This is a genomic window from Methanobrevibacter sp. (genome assembly GCF_045586545.1).
GTDB lineage: Archaea > Methanobacteriota > Methanobacteria > Methanobacteriales > Methanobacteriaceae > Methanocatella.
Window position 1 is genome coordinate 1 of the sequence record NZ_JAZNAN010000035.1, and the last position, 17,612, is coordinate 17,612.

19 protein-coding genes are annotated in these 17,612 nt (G+C 34.7%); 17 read left to right on the forward strand and 2 right to left on the reverse strand.

Annotated features, from left to right (window positions below):
* Positions 1 to 191 precede the first annotated feature (191 nt).
* The 8 genes from ACKI3D_RS03260 to ACKI3D_RS03295 all read left to right on the forward strand — a co-directional run bounded on the left by ACKI3D_RS03260 (position 192) and on the right by ACKI3D_RS03295 (position 5,861).
* Positions 192 to 1,424 carry an LL-diaminopimelate aminotransferase gene (locus tag ACKI3D_RS03260; protein ID WP_407392327.1) on the forward strand — a complete coding sequence of 411 codons (1,233 nt, stop codon included), beginning with the start codon at positions 192 to 194 and terminating at the stop codon, positions 1,422 to 1,424.
* The gene (locus ACKI3D_RS03265; RefSeq protein WP_407392329.1) at positions 1,425 to 2,123 is read left to right on the forward strand and encodes a DUF6882 domain-containing protein; all 699 of its coding nucleotides are present in this window, start codon (positions 1,425 to 1,427) and stop codon (positions 2,121 to 2,123) included.
* A gap of 7 nt (positions 2,124 to 2,130) precedes the next feature.
* Complete coding sequence (locus ACKI3D_RS03270; RefSeq protein WP_407392330.1) at positions 2,131 to 2,721, forward strand: DUF6891 domain-containing protein; 591 nt, start codon at positions 2,131 to 2,133, stop codon at positions 2,719 to 2,721.
* Positions 2,718 to 3,308, forward strand: coding sequence for a hypothetical protein (locus tag ACKI3D_RS03275; RefSeq protein ID WP_407392331.1), 591 nt, complete (start codon positions 2,718 to 2,720; stop codon positions 3,306 to 3,308). The genes ACKI3D_RS03270 and ACKI3D_RS03275 overlap by 4 nt, the downstream gene beginning before the upstream one ends.
* A gap of 140 nt (positions 3,309 to 3,448) precedes the next feature.
* Complete coding sequence (locus ACKI3D_RS03280; RefSeq protein ID WP_407392332.1) at positions 3,449 to 4,468, forward strand: adenylosuccinate synthetase; 1,020 nt, start codon at positions 3,449 to 3,451, stop codon at positions 4,466 to 4,468.
* A gap of 104 nt (positions 4,469 to 4,572) precedes the next feature.
* Positions 4,573 to 4,830, forward strand: coding sequence for a hypothetical protein (locus ACKI3D_RS03285; protein WP_407392333.1), 258 nt, complete (start codon positions 4,573 to 4,575; stop codon positions 4,828 to 4,830).
* Entirely contained in the window at positions 4,811 to 5,254 is a 444-nt protein-coding gene (locus tag ACKI3D_RS03290) for a hypothetical protein (RefSeq protein WP_407392334.1), read from the forward strand. Before ACKI3D_RS03285 ends, ACKI3D_RS03290 begins: the two co-directional genes overlap by 20 nt.
* 19 nt (positions 5,255 to 5,273) lie before the next feature.
* Positions 5,274 to 5,861 carry a stage II sporulation protein M gene (locus ACKI3D_RS03295; RefSeq protein WP_407392335.1) on the forward strand — a complete coding sequence of 196 codons (588 nt, stop codon included), beginning with the start codon at positions 5,274 to 5,276 and terminating at the stop codon, positions 5,859 to 5,861.
* A gap of 69 nt (positions 5,862 to 5,930) precedes the next feature.
* Here the strand turns inward: ACKI3D_RS03295 and ACKI3D_RS03300 are convergent, their stop codons facing one another.
* Positions 5,931 to 6,686: a HesA/MoeB/ThiF family protein gene (locus ACKI3D_RS03300; RefSeq protein ID WP_407392336.1), complete on the reverse strand. Its 756-nt coding sequence runs from the start codon at positions 6,684 to 6,686 to the stop codon at positions 5,931 to 5,933.
* A 182-nt stretch (positions 6,687 to 6,868) separates the two neighbouring features.
* Between ACKI3D_RS03300 and ACKI3D_RS03305 the strand changes: the two genes are divergently transcribed.
* From ACKI3D_RS03305 to ACKI3D_RS03345, 9 genes are all read left to right on the forward strand, one after another.
* Positions 6,869 to 7,711, forward strand: coding sequence for a hypothetical protein (locus ACKI3D_RS03305; protein ID WP_407392337.1), 843 nt, complete (start codon positions 6,869 to 6,871; stop codon positions 7,709 to 7,711).
* A gap of 68 nt (positions 7,712 to 7,779) precedes the next feature.
* A complete protein-coding gene (locus ACKI3D_RS03310) occupies positions 7,780 to 8,718 on the forward strand; it encodes an ABC transporter substrate-binding protein (RefSeq protein WP_407392338.1) in 939 nt (312 codons plus the stop codon).
* Positions 8,719 to 8,828: 110 nt separating this feature from the next.
* Positions 8,829 to 9,608 (forward strand): class II glutamine amidotransferase, encoded by a 780-nt coding sequence (locus tag ACKI3D_RS03315; RefSeq protein WP_407392339.1) that lies wholly within the window; start codon positions 8,829 to 8,831, stop codon positions 9,606 to 9,608.
* Positions 9,608 to 10,996, forward strand: a complete 1,389-nt coding sequence (locus ACKI3D_RS03320; protein ID WP_407392340.1) for a hypothetical protein — start codon at positions 9,608 to 9,610, stop codon at positions 10,994 to 10,996. The genes ACKI3D_RS03315 and ACKI3D_RS03320 overlap by 1 nt, the downstream gene beginning before the upstream one ends.
* Before the next feature lie 17 nt (positions 10,997 to 11,013).
* Entirely contained in the window at positions 11,014 to 12,402 is a 1,389-nt protein-coding gene (locus ACKI3D_RS03325; protein WP_407392341.1) for a glutamate--cysteine ligase, read from the forward strand.
* Between the two features lie 41 nt (positions 12,403 to 12,443).
* Positions 12,444 to 13,274, forward strand: a complete 831-nt coding sequence (fdhD, locus tag ACKI3D_RS03330) for a formate dehydrogenase accessory sulfurtransferase FdhD (protein ID WP_407392342.1) — start codon at positions 12,444 to 12,446, stop codon at positions 13,272 to 13,274.
* A 22-nt stretch (positions 13,275 to 13,296) separates the two neighbouring features.
* Positions 13,297 to 13,497 (forward strand): MoaD/ThiS family protein, encoded by a 201-nt coding sequence (locus ACKI3D_RS03335; protein ID WP_407392343.1) that lies wholly within the window; start codon positions 13,297 to 13,299, stop codon positions 13,495 to 13,497.
* Positions 13,498 to 13,563: 66 nt separating this feature from the next.
* Complete coding sequence (locus ACKI3D_RS03340) at positions 13,564 to 14,001, forward strand: nuclease (protein WP_407392344.1); 438 nt, start codon at positions 13,564 to 13,566, stop codon at positions 13,999 to 14,001.
* Between the two features lie 157 nt (positions 14,002 to 14,158).
* Entirely contained in the window at positions 14,159 to 15,130 is a 972-nt protein-coding gene (locus tag ACKI3D_RS03345) for an ABC transporter substrate-binding protein (protein WP_407392345.1), read from the forward strand.
* Positions 15,131 to 15,351: 221 nt separating this feature from the next.
* Here the strand turns inward: ACKI3D_RS03345 and acs are convergent, their stop codons facing one another.
* Positions 15,352 to 17,448 carry an acetate--CoA ligase alpha subunit gene (acs, locus tag ACKI3D_RS03350; RefSeq protein WP_407392346.1) on the reverse strand — a complete coding sequence of 699 codons (2,097 nt, stop codon included), beginning with the start codon at positions 17,446 to 17,448 and terminating at the stop codon, positions 15,352 to 15,354.
* Positions 17,449 to 17,612 lie beyond the last annotated feature (164 nt).

Genomic DNA, 17,612 nt, shown 5'->3' on the forward strand with positions numbered 1-17,612 from the left:
AATTAATCAGTGTTTTACGATCTGAGTGGGTGGTTGGTTTAAAATTTTTCTTTCAAACGCTGTTGCCTTTTGAATAATTTAGTATTATTTTTTTGTCAAATGACAATTTTTAGATGAAATTTCTAAAAACATTGCTTTTATATATTCTTAAAATAAAATATAAATTAGATTAATATTTTTGAGGATTAATCATGGTTGTTAAAATTAATGAAAACTATCTTAAATTGAAAAGTAGCTATCTTTTTGTCGAAGTAGCTAGAAGAGAAGCTGAATTTATTAAAAATAATCCGGATGCTGATGTAATTAAAATGGGTATTGGAGATGTAACCAAACCATTAGTGCCTGCAGTAATAAAAGCATTTCAAGATGCTGTAGAAGAGATGGGCAATGCAGATACTTTCATGGGATACGGTCCTGAACAAGGTTACGACTTTTTAGCTGAAGCGATTATTAAAAACGATTATGAAAAATATGGAATATCTCTTGATACATCCGAAGTGTTCATAAGCGACGGAGCAAAATGTGATACCGGAAACATTCAGGAAATATTTGGCATCGACAATAAGATTGCAGTAACCGATCCGGTTTATACAGTTTATGTGGATACCAATGTAATGGCCGGAAGAACAGGCGAAATGGTTGATGGAATGTATGAAGGATTGACTTACCTTAAATGCAATACTGAAAATGGATTTGTCCCGGAACTTCCATCCGAACCAGTAGACATTATTTATTTATGTTATCCAAATAATCCGACTGGAACTACCTTAACCAAAGATCAATTGAAGGTATTTGTTGATTGGGCAAAAGAAAACAAGGCTGTAATATTATTCGATGCAGCTTATGAAATATTCATCAATGAAGATGATGTGCCTCACAGTATCTATGAAATTGAAGGTGCAAAAGAAGTGGCTATCGAATTTAGAAGTTTCTCAAAAACTGCAGGTTTCACAGGAACCCGTTGCGCTTACACTGTCGTTCCTAAAGAGTTAGTGGGATATGACAGCGAAGGCAATGCGGTTGAAATCAATCCGTTATGGAACAGAAGACAAACCACCAAATTCAACGGTGTATCCTATCCAGTTCAAAGGGCTGCTGAAGCGACATACTCTCCTGAAGGTAGAAAACAGGTCGAAGAGATTATTGATTATTACATGGCAAATGCCAAAGTCATCCGTGAAAGCCTTACTGATTTGGGCCTTGAAGTCTATGGTGGAATAAGCTCCCCTTACATCTGGGTAAAGACTCCTAATGACATGGACTCATGGGACTTCTTTGATTTGTTATTGAACGAAGCAAACGTTGTTGGAACTCCGGGTTCTGGATTCGGCCCAAGCGGTGAAGGATACTTAAGATTAACTGCATTCAATACTTTAGAAAATACTAAAGAAGCTATGGACAGAATTTCAAAACTAGAATTTTAGGTGTTAAAGTTGAAAGTTATAGAAAAACCAATTGAAATTGAAAAAGGAGATACATTTAAAATAGTCTTATCTAAATATGGTGCAATTGCGCTTGATAAACAGGAAAACTTATCAGATTTAATAGGTGAAAGTGAAGGCAACTTGGATATTGAAAAAGGAATAATAACTTTTGGAGATATCGAAATGCCAGTGCAGATTTTGGGATTCTTCTCACAGGACTTGAATCAATGGTCCTGGGCATGGGATAATGAAGACATCTTCGGTGATGATTTAATTAAAACATCACAGGAAATTAAAGCCATTGGAGAGGAATTTGAAATCGGAGCATTTGTTTCACCGGTACTCAATTCAAATTTTGATGATTGCCATACCATTGCTATGGTTTCAACTGCTATCTTAAACAAGGATGCTTATTATGCGGTTTCCGAAGACGGCATTGACATATTCGTTATCCTCGAATCAGATTTAATTGAAGAGCACGATTCCCTTTTGAAATTCAGAAATAACTTTTATACTTTTCAAAAGAATTTTGATATTTATCCGAAATTGGCCTTTGAAGCATACACCAAGCTTAAAGGATACGGATTTAAACCTCACGATGATTTTGCAGTAGCTAAAATAGGTGAAAGCCGTATCATTGCAGGATTCACTGAAAGAGGAAATATCACTCGTTTATTAATGTATGATGAAGAGGATTAGTGATTTTATGGATTCGGATTTAGTTGAGGAAATCGATTATTTGAAGGAGGTTTTGACTAAATCTGGATTTTTCTCAACCGAGGAAATCTTGGAAATATTAGAAGATCAATTCATTGACCAGGACATTGATTTTTCTGGCTGTGAGATTTCCTTAAATGAATCTTCAAATGAGAACTTTTCCAGGCTGGAAAATGTTTTCAATCAGTTGGCCGGCGAAAAGATTATAGCCATTCATAATTGCGGCTACGATATTGAAGAAGGAGTGGCTGATGCATTTGAACTATACGTTCACTTGATAAACAATAAATTTGAAGCACAAGGATTTTGCTTCTACACGTTTGAAGATGTGGAAGACGCTTTAGAAGAGGAATCATTGAAATTAACCTTTGGCGATTTTGAAAATGATGAAGCAAAGGCTTTGGATATTGGAAAAGTGATTAGAAAATATCTGGAATGTGCTGATTTTAATATTGAATGGGATGAAACTGTTAACAACCAAATAAAAATTAATCCTTTTAAGTGGGACAAATCATATGATGATGAAAGGGAATATGAAATGGAGGGGGCTTTTGAAGCTTATATAAAGGTGTTAGAATGAATACAAGATCATTAAAATTAATCCGTGAGGTAATTGTCAATTCAGGCAAATGGACTTCACTTGAAATTTCACAAGATTCAATTTATTTGCGATTCAAGGATGTTGAGCTTGGAACTCCTAAATCAGATGAAGGCACTGCTTTAACCGTCAGATTTGCTTCTGATTCATTTTTCACAGCTTTTTACAATAACATTTGGGATATTGATTTTCTATCCAGATATAATTTCAACTACCATCTGTTAAGTGAGGAATTCGTTTTCAACGTTAAGGAGCTGAAATTCATTGATTTTGAATATTTGAATACCTTCTTTCATGACTATAAAAAGGAAAAGTCACTTTCTGTCGATGAGGAGTTCAGCATTCACAATATAAGAAACGATTTCTTCATGTTGGTTGAAACTGACGATATAGCTATTGTTGTCGGCGGAAATCAGATGGATTTCTTCACTGATTTTGAAAGGCTTGATGACGGCAACCTAAGGGAGTTGTCTAATCAATGGATGCTTTACTTTTTAAAGTATCATCTGAAAAGAAATATTATTAAGGACCCGATGTGTGAAAATCATCCATTGTTGAGTTCTAAATAATAATTTTTTCTATATTTTTTTTAAATATTTTTATCATATCATACTTTTTGTTTAGATATTGCAAAAGCTTTTTAATGAGTAAAAATATAGTATTAGTGTTACGGAAATTTTTTTCCAATTAATTTTTAAGGAGTTATTAAATGACTTGTAGTATTTTAGTTGGTGGAGCATGGGGTGATGAAGGTAAAGGAAAATGTATCACTTACCTTTGTGACAATGACAAACCAGAAATTATTGCTCGTGCAGGAGTTGGTCCAAATGCAGGGCACTCTGTTGAATTCAACGGGGAAAAATACGGTTTAAGATTAACCCCCTCCGGTTTTGTACATACTGGTGCAAAACTCATGATTGGAGCTGGAGTTTTAGTCAATCCAGACGTATTATTTAAGGAATTTGAAGATTTAAAGAAGTATAATGTTAAAGAAAGAATGTCTATTGACCCTAGATGTGCAATAATTACAGAAGATCACATGAACAGGGACAAGTCCTCAGAATATCTATCCAAGAAAATCGGAAGTACAGGTTCAGGATGCGGACCGGCAAATTCCGACAGGGTAATGAGGATGATTGATTTGGCCCGTGATGTTCCCGAACTCGAAGAGTACATCAATGACGTATCCCTTGCTGTAAACGAAGCAATTGACAACGGTGAGGATGTATTTATCGAAGGGTCTCAAGGATTTGCTCTTTCACTTTACTATGGAAGCTATCCATACGTAACCAGTAAGGACACAACTGCTTCAACATTTGCAGCTGATGTCGGAGTCGGACCAACTAAAGTAGATGAAGTCATTAATGTATTCAAATCCTATATCTCCCGTGTTGGAGAAGGACCATTTCCAACTGAAATGACTCAAGAGGAAGCTGAAAGCAAAGGATTGGAAGAGTATGGTGTTGTAACAGGTCGTCGTAGAAGAATCGGTTACTTTGACATGGAGCTTGCAAAAGAATCATGCAGAATCAATGGGGCAACCCAAATCGCATTGACCTGTGTTGACAAATTATTCGACTGTGCACGTGTACAGGATTATGGTGAACTGTCAGCCGAAACCAAAGCGTTCATCGAAGACATACAAACAGAAACTGGTGTGCCAGTAACCATTATTTCAACCGGACCAGACCTTAAAGACACTATCGATTTAAGAAAAGAGTTATTATAACTTCTTTTTTTCTTTTTTTTATCTTAAAATTTTAAATATTATTAAAAATATAGCTTTTATAAAAACAAAACTAAATTTAATAAATCCATTTTTTTTGATTTAATATGAAAGTATTCTACAATAGCATTAAACAGGCAATAAGATATGGCCTGGCTGATAAGCGTGCAATCCTAGTCATTGGCGGAATAATGTTTTTAACTGCATTGGACAACAGGTTTTTTGATGTCAATATTCATATATCCGATGTATTAATGTTAATTGTTGTGGGTTATGGTTCCTTCATCTCATGGTATGCAATTAATGGCCGGGATGAACATCCAAGGCTTAATAATCTTAAAAAAAATGATTTGGGAAGGATTTAAAAAGACATGTATTATAATTGTCTATTCCATATTTTTAACATACGTCGGTCATTATGCAAAAGAATTCTTTTTAAGTGGAAATTATTTGCTTGGCATAATCTTAACTGTTTTTTTCCTTTTAATCTATTTAATGTTGATTGGAGGATTATTCAATAGATATCTAAACAAGGGAAAGTTTTTTAAAGCATTCGACTTCGTTGAAATTATTAAATTGCTGTTAAGTTTCGATACTAGAAACTTTATTCGAGTTTTAATTGCAGTTGTTATTTCACAAACATTTACAGTTTCTGTTTTTATTAAAATTTTCCCTAAAATACTGGAATTGGAGTTATTAGTTACAATTGCATTCTTCTTTTTAGCGCCATTCCTGTACATGGCAAATAAAAGGCTTGTCGGACTTCAAGTCAGAAACTTATTACACTAGTTTTAACAAACATTTAAGCATGAAAGACTTTTTCAAGCGAAACAAAAAGGTATTGCTGATTTCACTAATCATCTTTTTAATATTTGCGGTCGGCGCTGCAATTTTTACCTTGGCGACTATCGGCGATCAATATGGGATGATTTCAGCAAATATCAGTGCGATGAAAGCCAATGGGACAATACAGAATGATACGTCATTTATGATGGACACATTTGAGATATTTTTGCATAATCTTGTTGCTGATTTGATTGTAATTGTCGGAGGATTGTTATTCTCAATTGTTTCAGTGTTAATTGTAATTTATAATGCAGTAAGTATTGGAGCTCCTTTTGGTATGGATTTCGCATTTTTTGCACCAACGATTCTGCCTCATGGAATAATAGAATATTCGGCATCAGTATTTTCTCTAGCGGCGGCGTTTAAGATAACTCAGCTGGAAATAAAAATGATAAAAAACAGGAGCTTTAAAAATACTCTGGCGGAGCATAAAAGAGAATTAAAAGATATTCTGATTATGGTGGTGATTATAGTTATATTGTTGGCTATTGCTGCTGTAATTGAGTGCAATTTCATTGATATTATTGTAAGATGGGCTTTTGGAATTTAATTTCATTTTTCCTGTTGAATAAAAGTTTCATTCTAATAATTTAGGATTAAATAGATGTTAAACATCTATTTAAATTTCTTCTAATGAAAATGAACCTAAATCAAGCAAATCAAAGGTTAAAATCTTAGGAGCTACGGTAACTTTTCCTACTCCTGTCATTATTTTATACGCTTCAAAGGCTTCAAGACAGCCTATCAAGTTTGGTGTCGGCCCGATTACCGGCGGAACGCCTGAAGTTACATTTTTCAATGCTTCAATTGTCTCATCTGTTAACTCTTTACCGATTGAAGGCAGGTTGAACATTTCCTCATATGTCTTTTCACTGTTTGGCAAAAAGACGGTAATCTGACCCATTGTTCCATGAATTGCTCCGTGAATGTAGGGTATTGCGATTTCACGTGCCTTTCTGGATACTATCACTCTTGTCAGGACATTGTCAAGTGCATCGATTACAATGTCGCTTTCACCAATTACCTTGTCAATGTTTGTCTGGTCGATATGTTCGCTGAATGTCTTCACTTTAACGTATGGATTTATCAGCCTTACCTTTTCGGCTGCAACTGAACTTTTGTCAAGTCCCAAATCACTTACTGTTGCCAGTGTCTGTCTGTTCAGATTGGATAGGTCAAATGCGTCCTTGTCAACTAAAATTAGTTTGCCAACTCCCATTCTTGCAAGCATTTCGATGGTTTCGCCGCCGATTCCCCCGCAGCCTATTACTGTTATTGTTGCATCCTTGAATCTTTCCTGTTCGCTTCTTGTTACTATGCTCATTTGACGGGAAGCTATTTCCCAGTATCCGTCTCCAATATATCTTGTCGGCATCTTTTCACTCACTTTAAATTTTATAACAATAGTTATATTACATTAAAGTATATAAATTTAATGAATTCTTTCATGTCTATATCAATATTAATATAAACTTCTTAAATTGTATTATATTTGTTAAATTGTCTTAAAATTAAAAAAGAAAAATTTTAAATACTATTTTTATCATATAAATGGTTATGAATTCAGAAAAAGAATTTTCAGACATGAATTATTCTCATTACAATGACTTCTATTTCAAGTCAGTTCTTCATAAGCGTGCAAACGGACTTTTGAAATTCATTGGAATTCCATACAAAATCGAAAGAATAATACTATCTGAATATACAACATTGGAACCCGGCATTTCACGAATTGACTTTGCAGGAGATGCTAGAAAAGATGGAAAAACTGTAAGCCTAATTTTGGAATGCCAATCAAAACTTCCAACAGATGAAGATATTAATAGATTTTTTCGATATGTGGCTTCCTTAAGGATTTTCAAAAATAATAATGTTGATTTGTACATATTATGCACTCAAAAAGCACAGTATGACAAAAAAGAATTCATCATTAACGATGAATGCATATATACGATGCATGTCATTTCTCTTAAGGAATTTAAGGCAAGAGAAATCTTTAAAAATATTGAAGATAAATTAAAAAATAACAGGGAAGTTACGGATGATGACATCGCATCACTTCAGGTCATTGTCTACACAGATCATGATGAACCGCAAGTGGAAATTCTTCTAAAAGCACGTGAACTTATTGAAAGAATTGCGGTGAATTCAAAAATGGATATCAATGAAAAAACTGCAATAATTCGTTTGCTTGATGTTTTAAGCACAAACATGTTAGAAGAAGATGAACTTAATCAATATGAGGAGGAAACTTATATGCTATTGAATCCGACAGATAGATTTTTGCTAAAAAAAGGTAAGCTTGATGTGGCTAAAAATATGATTAAGGAAGGCTATTCAATTGAGGAAATTGTAAAATTAACCGGCTTATCTAAAAATGATGTTTTGAATGCCAAATAGATAATTTTTCAATCCCCCTAATCAAAACCTTTAATTATTTTTCAAATATATTTAATATTGGTGATGTAATGGACAATAAAATTATTGCAATCATTGTTGCTGTCATTGCAGTTCTTGCCATTGGAGGATATTTCCTCATGGGAGGAGGCAGTGACGAAGTGACAATAGGATATTTGCCGTCTGACCATGATGCGGCATTGTTCGTCGCTGATGCTCAGGGCAAATTTTCAGAAAACGGAATTAACACCAAACTAGTTCAATTCAACAATGGTGGAGACCTGATGACTGCCATGGCCAGTGGTGACGTCGATATCGGTTATGTTGGAATTACTCCGGTTTTATCTTCTATCGAAAAAGGAGTGCCAGTTAAGGTAATTTCAGCAGCTCAGACTGAAGGGTCAGGAATCGTTGTTGCTAAAGACTCAGGAATTACTTCCGTATCAGATTTGGAAGGTAAAAAAATAGCCACTCCAGGTGAAGCTTCAATCCAACATATGCTTTTGACTTATTTCCTTGATCAGAACGGAATGTCAATTGATGACGTTAAGGTTTCAGCCATGAAAGTTCCTTCAATGAATGATGCGCTGAAAACCAACAAGATTGATGGAATGATTACTTTTGAGCCCTATGTATCAATAGCTAAGGAAAATGGGGCTGTTGAGTTGGCTAACTCAAGGGATATCCTGCCGAACCATCCGTGTTGTGTGGTTGCCGCATCCGACGATTTCATAGAAAATCATCCTAATGAAACCCAGACCATTTTGGAAATTCACAAAAACGCAACAGACTTCATCAACAACAACACCGATGAGGCAGCAGGTCTTTTGCCGGATAACATTGTCACTGATGTTGAAGTTGAGAAAAAGTCATTGTCCAGTTTCTCATTGATTTCAGGACTTGATGACAGCTTCAAAAAGGATGTAATGGACTTCATGAATCTGGAAGTTGATTTGGGTGTTTTAAAGAAACCTATTTCTGAAGATAAAATATTTTGGGATGGTAGTTAATCATCCTACTTTTTTTAATTTTTTTTCTAAATCTTTATATATCATAAAATATATAACAATTGTTATCATAATTTGAATATTGTGATAATCAACTTATGGGAGGATAATGTATGTGTGAAATATTTTGTTTTAATTCAAATACGCCAAAACAAGTAAATGAATGTCTACAATGTTTTTATAATCACTCGGATGAACATCCTGATGGATGGGGATTAGCTAATATGCAATCCAATGAATTTGTTATTGATAAAGAGCCGATAAAAGCAAATTGTAGCGAACATTTAAAAGATATATTATCTCATCCCGTCGTTGGAAAAAATGTATTCGCTCACATCAGATTAGCCACTGTTGGTGAAATTATATCTCCCAATTGTCACCCATTCACCGAAGCGGACGATAACAACAGATCATGGATGTTAATCCACAATGGTACGATATTTGATTATCCCAAGCTTGATGAATATGTAGAAAAAGAAAACGGTGACACTGATTCTGAGCGAATACTACTATATATTATTGATAAAGTTAATGAGTTCGAAGCTAAAAAGGGAGCATTATCTACAATAAAAGAGAGATTTAACCTATTGAGTGAAATTGTAGAAGACTTATCAAAAAACAACAAACTTAACTTAATGATTTATGACGGGGATTTGACTTATATTCACTCCAATATGAGAGATTCCCTGTATTACTTAAAAAACGATGAAGGATTTCTAGTTGCCACAACTCCGCTAACGGATGACATTGATTGGAAACCAGTTGAATTAAACAAGCTGTTCGGTTTAATTGATGGCAAAATCATTTTTGAAAGTGGCGAACATGAAAATGAATACATCTTAACTAAAGAGCATGAGGAATATTTAAGTTCACTAAAGAGGGATGGGAATTAATGATTAGTGAAGATTTAATTAGAAACAAATTATATGAAGAGTTTATCAAGCCGACGGACCAGAAAAAGGATTTCATAGGAATCGAAATAGAAATTCCAATCCTCAATCTTAATAAAAAAGCGGTTGATTTTGAAGTTGTCCATGAAATTACACGTAGATTTCAAAATGAATACTCAGATTTTAAAAACGATGGAATAGATTATGATGGAAATGTATATTCACTAAAAAACTCAAAAAACGATGACATAGTCTGTTATGACTGCTCATATAACAATATAGAATTTGCAATGGGTCGTGAAAAAGACTTATTCACAATCAATGAAAGGTTTACAGATTATTATACATTTGTAAAGGAATCATTTGAAGAATATAATCATACATTAACAGGAATGGGAATAAATCCTTACCGCAAATACAATAAGCATTTGCCTATTCCGTCTGAGAGATATCTAATGCTTTACCATCATTTAAAATCAACTGAAAACTATGACCATATTCCTATGCATTTCCACGAATATCCAGAATACGGCATGTTCTCTTCAGCTTCACAGGTTCAAATCGATGTTCACAAGGATAATCTTATAAAAACCATCAATGTGTTTTCAAAAATAGAGCCGATAAAGGCATTGCTTTTTTCAAACTCAGTGCTGGTAGATGAAAATAAGCACAGAACATGTTTTAGAGATGCATTGTGGGAGTATTCAACACATGGAGTGAATCCACACAATATCGGAATGTATAATGTCGATTTCAAAGACATTAATGACCTGCAAGCATACCTTGAATCTTTAAACATATATTGCGTAATGCGTGATGGAGCATACATCAATTTCGAGTCAATGAATCTTTTGGACTATTTTTCAAGGGATTCCGTCACTGGAGAAATTTACAACAATGGGGAATATAGGGAAATTGATATCCAACCGGCGATTAGTGACATAACATATTTGAGACCATTTAAATTTATCAATCTAACATTTAGAGGAACAGTTGAGTTTAGAAGCGTATGTACTCAGCCAATTGCTGATTCAATGTCTGTTGCGGCTTTCCATGTAGGCTTAAAAGACAAGCTTGAAGAACTTGAGGATTTAATGACAAACGATACAGTGATATATCATAAAGGATACACTGCAGGCGAGCTTAGAAAACAGCTGGTAAAAGATGAAATTCCATCATTTATAAATAAAAACGACTTGTGTCGTCTGACAAAAGAGATTGTAGATATTTCTAAAGAGGGTCTAAAGGATAGGGGCATCGGTGAGGAGGTATTCTTGAATCCATTATATGAAAGGATTAGGAACCATACCAATCCCGGAAAGAACATGATAAATAAATTGAATAGCAATACAAAATTAGAAAAGATGATTGAAGAGTACGGTAAAATTTAATTTTAGGGGATGGAGAAATGAATCTATTAAATTTATCTAAATTATCATCAAGGGAAATATTGAAAGGGTCGTTTGGAATTGAATGGGAATCTTTAAGAGCTAAAGGAGAGGGGGAATTGTCACTAACACCCCACCCTGAAGTATTTGGTGATAAACTAACAAATCCTTTAATTACCACTGATTTTTCAGAAAGCCAAATAGAGATAATAACTCCAACATTCGACACTATTGATGAGGCATTCAACACATTTTCCTTATTGGCTGACCTTGTAAACTCTTCACTTCCCGAAGATGAGTATCTTTGGTTTCAGTCAATTCCTTGTATCCTGCCTTATTGGGATCAGATTCCAATAGCGCAATACTCCGAAGAGGGAATATCCTCACAAAAATATCGTGAGGATTTAGCTAAAAAGTATGGGGTTAAAAAGCAAATGATTTCAGGAGTCCATTTTAACTTTTCATTTAGTGATGAATTCCTAAGGAAAGTATACTCAATGGGGGATGATGATTTAAGCTTTAAAGAGTTTAAGGATGGGATTTATTTAAAAATAGCTAGAAATTATTTGAGGTACTGCTGGCTGATCATCTACTTGACAGGATGTTCAATCGGGTCTCATAAGACATTTTCAAATGACTGTTTGCACTTGATGGATGCAAAAGATGACTACGGCAGCTATTACTCGACTAGGGGACCCTCATTTAGAAACGCATCCTGCGGATATAAGAACTTAAAGGAACTGTATCCCTCTTATGATACTGTGGAGGAGTTCACAAGGGATGTTAACGCTTTCATTGAAAATGGGGATTTGTCCGAAGCTAAAGAATTATACACGCAAATAAGATTAAAGCCGAAAAATCCTAAAGATTTGCTGAATTCCCTAAAGAATGATGGAATTGAATATATTGAAATCAGAACTCTGGATATCAATCCGTTCTATCAATGCGGGCTTGTCGAACATGATATGAAGTTTCTTCATTTGTTCTTGATTTATATGCTTGTTAAAAGTGAATCGGATTATGCTGATTGGCAAAGGGAAGCAAAGCTGAATGAGGAAAATACGGCTGAAAAGGCTTATGTCGATTCAATGAGATTATTGAGGGATGGTCGTGAAGTCACCCTGAAAAGCTGGGCGGCCGAGATTATCAATGAGATGTATGGGATGTGTGAAGTATTGGGAATTGATGAAGGCAGAACCCTAAATTTAATGCTTAATCGTATTTCAAATCCTGATTTAACATATGGTAAAAGACTGTTAAGGTTAATTGAAGAGCAAGGATACATTAACACTCACATAATTCTTTCAAAGAACAATAAGCAAACCAGCATTCATAATCTAGAAAATATTGATTCCAGCGAACGTGAAAGGCTTAGGGAGTATGTTGATGTTGCCCTGGCCGGCAGGTGAATTTAATTTTTTTAATCAAAAAATATAACGATAGTGATAATATGGAATTCTTAAGACAGACTGATGTAATTCAATGGAATGATGGAATGTACAAAACTATTAAAGAAAATAGCGTTGATGATGAATATACCTACTTATTCATCGATTATCTGCCTCCCCGTAAGTTCTCAACATACCCTAAGGATTTAGAGGACTTTGCAGTTGGCTATTGCTTGGGTGAAGGTTTGATTAAAGATTACTCAGACATTGAATCTATCAAGTTAGATGGAACAAATGTTTTAGTTTCAACAAACCTCAACCATGATCCCGAAGAGGATTTGGAGCAAGAGGGTATTGTTCAAGAGCGAAAGGGAAACTGTGAACATGCATGTGTCTGCAGATTGCTTGAGTATCAAGGCGTAAACTCGGATAATGCGGGAGGAATTAGGTCCGAGCTAAAAACAATTGAACCGAATACTTCTGATTTAAAGATTAATGCAACCCAGGTTATTAAAGATATTATACATTTGACTGATGAAGCTAAAATCTGGCAAAAGACCGCTGGTGTTCATGTGGCGCAGCTTAAATATGAAGATAAGATAATCATTCGTGAAGATGTGAGCCGTCATGTTGCCGTTGATAAAGTTATTGGAGCCGCTGCAAAGGAGGGATATGATTTTAGCAGATGCTATATTTCATATAGTGGAAGAATGCCTGCAGATATGTTAATTAAGGTTATACGTGTTGGAATTCCAATAATCATTTCAAATGCGTCACCGGCATCCTCAGGAATTGATGTGGCCAGAGCAGGAAATATTACAATGATAGGCTTTGTAAGGGATAACAGATTTACAATTTTTACAACTCCTGAGCGTGTTGATTTGGATAATTGATAATCTTAGAAAAGGAGATATTATGAAATATAATTTGAAGTTTAAGGATATTGATGAAGAAAGGGAATTAAAGGAAAATTTTACAATAAAAGATTTGCTGAATGAATTGGGGCTATCTTCTCAAACAACTGTTGCAAAGCAAAATGGTGAGCTTACAATAGAAGACAGTATTATTGATGAAGGGGATGAAGTTCAATTAGTTCAGATTATTTATGGGGGATAACTGCTATTCTGGAATGTATTTTATTTTATAATTTGGAAGTTTATTGATTGAATTGTTGGTGATAAATTGTCAGATGAAAATCATGAAAATAGAGTGTATAATATTCTCATAACCAAAGGGGAATATGATCCAATTGATCAATATGATTTTTACAAGAAACGTATTGACAGTCAAGAAGATTTTTCATATAATGAGTATAATACTCTAGAAAATGATTTAACAGATGAATTATTTGATGAGATTGATGTAATAATATTATTGTTTGGTCTTTATCATTATAATACGGAGTTATTCGAAGAATTGATAACTAAATCAAATGAATTTGATGTTCCATTGCTTTTAGTCCGCTCTTATGGTATGGAATCTATTTTAAAAGAATTAGAGGAAAGGTCTGATGCGGTAGTTGGATGGAATCCTCATTGCATTATAGATGCGATAGAAACTCTAGTTAATCGTGAGGATTGGATTAAACCATGCGATATTTCGCAAGAATCTGGGATATAACCTGAATATATTCTTTAGAAAATATTTAAATAATATTTAATTTAATAATTTATTAAGGGATTCAAAATATAACAATTGTTAATTAGTGCAATATATTTATAATATACTTGTAATAAGTAATAATTGTAATAAATTTAAATTATTACGGTGAAAATTTATGAATAAAAAAATTATGTTTGTTTTAGTGCTCGCACTTGCTGCCTGTTTAGTAATGGGTTCAGCTAGTGCAGGTCTTTTCGACATTTTTGGCGGAGATGACAGCACTGTAAAGATAGGATATTTACCTTCAGACCACGATGCTGCATTGTTTGTAGCTGATGCTCAAGGTTTATACAAAAAAGCAGGTATTGAAACTGAACTCGTTCAGTTCAATAACGGTGGAGACTTAATGACTGCAATGGCAAGTGGAGACGTTGATGTGGGATATGTCGGTATTGCACCGGTATTGTCTTCTGTTGAAAAAGGAGTTCCTGTAAAGGTTATTTCCTCTGCTCAAACTGAAGGATCTGGTATTGTCGTAACTGATGAATCTGGTATTACTTCTGCAGCTGACTTAAAAGGAAAATCAATCGCAACTCCTGGTGAAGCTTCAATTCAACATGTATTGCTTGCATACTACTTAAAACAAAATCAAATGTCTTTGGATGACATTAACGAATCTGCAATGAAAGTACCTTCAATGAACGATGCTTTAAAAGCAAAACAAATTGATGGAATTATCACTTTCCAACCTTATGTAAGTATTGCAGCAGCTGAAGAGGGAAATACTGTTTTAGCAGACTCTGAAGCTATTTTGCCAAACCACCCATGTTGTGTAGTCGTTGCATCTGAAGATTTCATTACAAACCATGAAAACGAAACAAAATCCATTATAGAGATTCATGAAGAAGCTACTAAATTCATCAACACTAATGTTGCATCAGGCCATGCTGATAATGTTGTAAAACTCTTGCCTGAGGACATTGTTTCTGATGCGGATGTTGAAGCTGATTCATTAGGTAGTTTCCCATTCATTTATGGTGTTAATGATCAGTTCAAAGCAGATGTCGATGCATTCCAAGCACTTGAAGTGGACTTAGGTATTCTTAAAGAACCAATTTCCCATGAAGATTTATATTGGGAAGCATAGTTAATTCAACTATGCTTATTTTTTTATTTTTTTCTAAATTTCAAACATCACTTTAATTGAATTGACGCTTCTTTTAATTACATTATTCTTTTAAACTTATCAAATAATTGACTATTCAGTCAATTTGAAGAGTCAACATAAAAAACAGTTACTTTTAAAAAATATAAGTATATACCAAAATAGTAAAAAAATAAAAAAGAGATAATTTCTCGTTTGAGAAATTATAATTTGATTTTAATATCGAGAGCACTTGAACCTTCTTCGTAAACGAATATTGGGTTGATGTCAAGCTCTGATATTTCTGGGAAGTCTAAAGTTAATCTGGCTACTCTTTTGATAGCTTCTTTAACTTCTTCAACATCGCAAGGTGCTTCTCCTCTGTATCCTGCAAGTAATTTGGATACTTTGGTTGAATCAATTTGTTCATCAATTTCCTGAGAGCTCATTCCTTTTGCGAGGTTGAATGAAACGTCTTCAATAAGGTTTACGTAGATTCCACCCATACCGAATGCAATCATTGGTCCGAATTGTTTGTCACGTATCATACCAACAATAACTTCTTCCCCGGAATCCATCATTTTTTGCACTTCTACACCGTCAGGAACAATATCTGGGTGTGCTGCTTTTGCATTTGCGATAATTTCGTCATATGTTGCTTTTGCTTCTTCAGCATTTGTTATTCCTACTTTTACACCTCCGATATCGGATTTGTGCAAGATTTTGTCTGATGCAATCTTAAGTACAACTGGGAATTCCATTTCTTCAGCAAGCTCTGCAGCTTCATCAGCACTTGTTGATAATTTGATTGGTGCTGCTGAAATTCCATATGCTTCAGCTACTGCATATGCTTCACTTCCAAGCAATGTGTCTCTTCCGTCAGCTTTGACTTTGTCGAATATTGCTTGGACGGCATCCTTGTCGACATCATCCACTTTTTCAACAACGTCATCGTATACTCTGCCTTCTAGTTGAGCATATCTTGTCATTGCTTCAAGTGCGGTCACTGCAGTTTCAGGGAATACGTAAGTTGGCACACCATTTTCTCTTAAAGCTTCATTTGCAGCTTCAAATGATGGTCCTCCCATATTTACAACAATAATAGGTTTGTCGAATTCTTTCCTTTCTTCTAAAATTGCGTTTGCAATTCCATCAGGATCAGCGGATGCTGTTGGACAAACCATAACGATTAAACTGTCAACTTCATCTTGGCTCAATACGATTTCCAGGGATTCTTTGTATCTGCTTACTGGTGCATCTCCGAGCACATCAATAGGGTTTTTGGCACTTCCTTCATCGGTAACGCATTCTTTTAATTTGGCAGTGGTTTCTTCATCGAATTGAACAAGATTCAAACCTGCTTTTTCCATTGCGTCAACTGTAAGCACTCCTCCACCACCTGCATTGGTAATGATAGCTACATTATCTCCTCTTGGAAGAGGTGCTTTAGAGAATGCTAGACCTAAATCGAATAGTTCAGCCATTGTTTCTACACGCATGATTCCGGATTGCCTGAATGCGGTATCAAATGCCAAGTCACTTCCTGCAAGCGCTCCTGTGTGTGAGGATGCTGCAGCAGCTCCAGCGGAACTGGAACCTGATTTAAGTACAATAATCGGTTTTTTGTGAGCGGTTTCCCTCATGGTTCTTACGAAGTCTTCGTCATCTGAAATTGATTCCAAGTAACAGATGATTACGTTGGTTTCGTCATCTTCAGCTAGGTATTGCAGTAATTCAATTTCGCTTACTCCAGCTTTGTTACCTAAACTGATTACTTTACTGAATCCGATTCCTGATGTTACGCTCCAATCGATAATAGCTACCATCATAGCTCCACTTTGTGAGATGAAAGCCATGTTTCCGGTTGGCGGCATCATTTGTGAAAATGACCCGTTCAATGGTGTGTGTGAATCAGTAATTCCTAAACTGTTAGGTCCAATAATGTTTATACCGTATTCTTCACCAAGTGCTGTTAATTCTGCTTCTAATTTAGCACCTTCTCCACCAACTTCCTTGAAACCGGCAGTAATGACTACCATGTTTTCTACGCCTGCTTCACCACATTCCTTAACGGTTGGGTTTACGAATTTAACAGGGATGGTAATAATTGCTAAATCTACTTTTTCAGGTATGTCTTTTATGTTTGCATATGCTTTTTTACCAAGAATCTCTCCGCCTTTAGGGTTTACTGGATAAATTGCACCTTCAAATCCATCGTTGATAAGATTATCAACAATGATGTGTCCAACTTTTCCAGGAGTATTGGATGCTCCAATAACAGCCACAGATTCAGGTTTAAACATCTTATTGAGATCTATCATATGTCTTTCTCCTCATTGATTTTAGTCATTCTTGTTGAATTATCATGATAAATAATTAACAATTATACTAATTATAATATATGTTATATTATTATTTAAATTTAATTATTTTCGAAATTAAATAATTCTAATTTGTTTAAATGTTTAAAAAAGATTTTTATTAA

What these genes read in the sequence shown, in the direction of transcription:
- ACKI3D_RS03260 (WP_407392327.1), top strand. Translation starts at nt 192, where the DNA reads ATGGTTGTTAAAATTAATGAAAACTATCTTAAATTGAAAAGTAGCTAT.
- ACKI3D_RS03270 (WP_407392330.1), top strand. Translation starts at nt 2,131, where the DNA reads ATGGATTCGGATTTAGTTGAGGAAATCGATTATTTGAAGGAGGTTTTG.
- ACKI3D_RS03275 (WP_407392331.1), top strand. Translation starts at nt 2,718, where the DNA reads ATGAATACAAGATCATTAAAATTAATCCGTGAGGTAATTGTCAATTCA.
- ACKI3D_RS03280 (WP_407392332.1), top strand. Translation starts at nt 3,449, where the DNA reads ATGACTTGTAGTATTTTAGTTGGTGGAGCATGGGGTGATGAAGGTAAA.
- ACKI3D_RS03285 (WP_407392333.1), top strand. Translation starts at nt 4,573, where the DNA reads ATGAAAGTATTCTACAATAGCATTAAACAGGCAATAAGATATGGCCTG.
- ACKI3D_RS03290 (WP_407392334.1), top strand. Translation starts at nt 4,811, where the DNA reads ATGATTTGGGAAGGATTTAAAAAGACATGTATTATAATTGTCTATTCC.
- ACKI3D_RS03295 (WP_407392335.1), top strand. Translation starts at nt 5,274, where the DNA reads ATGAAAGACTTTTTCAAGCGAAACAAAAAGGTATTGCTGATTTCACTA.
- ACKI3D_RS03300 (WP_407392336.1), bottom strand. Translation starts at nt 6,686, where the DNA reads ATGCCGACAAGATATATTGGAGACGGATACTGGGAAATAGCTTCCCGT.
- ACKI3D_RS03305 (WP_407392337.1), top strand. Translation starts at nt 6,869, where the DNA reads ATGAATTCAGAAAAAGAATTTTCAGACATGAATTATTCTCATTACAAT.
- ACKI3D_RS03310 (WP_407392338.1), top strand. Translation starts at nt 7,780, where the DNA reads ATGGACAATAAAATTATTGCAATCATTGTTGCTGTCATTGCAGTTCTT.
- ACKI3D_RS03315 (WP_407392339.1), top strand. Translation starts at nt 8,829, where the DNA reads ATGTGTGAAATATTTTGTTTTAATTCAAATACGCCAAAACAAGTAAAT.
- ACKI3D_RS03320 (WP_407392340.1), top strand. Translation starts at nt 9,608, where the DNA reads ATGATTAGTGAAGATTTAATTAGAAACAAATTATATGAAGAGTTTATC.
- ACKI3D_RS03325 (WP_407392341.1), top strand. Translation starts at nt 11,014, where the DNA reads ATGAATCTATTAAATTTATCTAAATTATCATCAAGGGAAATATTGAAA.
- fdhD (WP_407392342.1), top strand. Translation starts at nt 12,444, where the DNA reads ATGGAATTCTTAAGACAGACTGATGTAATTCAATGGAATGATGGAATG.
- ACKI3D_RS03335 (WP_407392343.1), top strand. Translation starts at nt 13,297, where the DNA reads ATGAAATATAATTTGAAGTTTAAGGATATTGATGAAGAAAGGGAATTA.
- ACKI3D_RS03345 (WP_407392345.1), top strand. Translation starts at nt 14,159, where the DNA reads ATGAATAAAAAAATTATGTTTGTTTTAGTGCTCGCACTTGCTGCCTGT.
- acs (WP_407392346.1), bottom strand. Translation starts at nt 17,448, where the DNA reads ATGATAGATCTCAATAAGATGTTTAAACCTGAATCTGTGGCTGTTATT.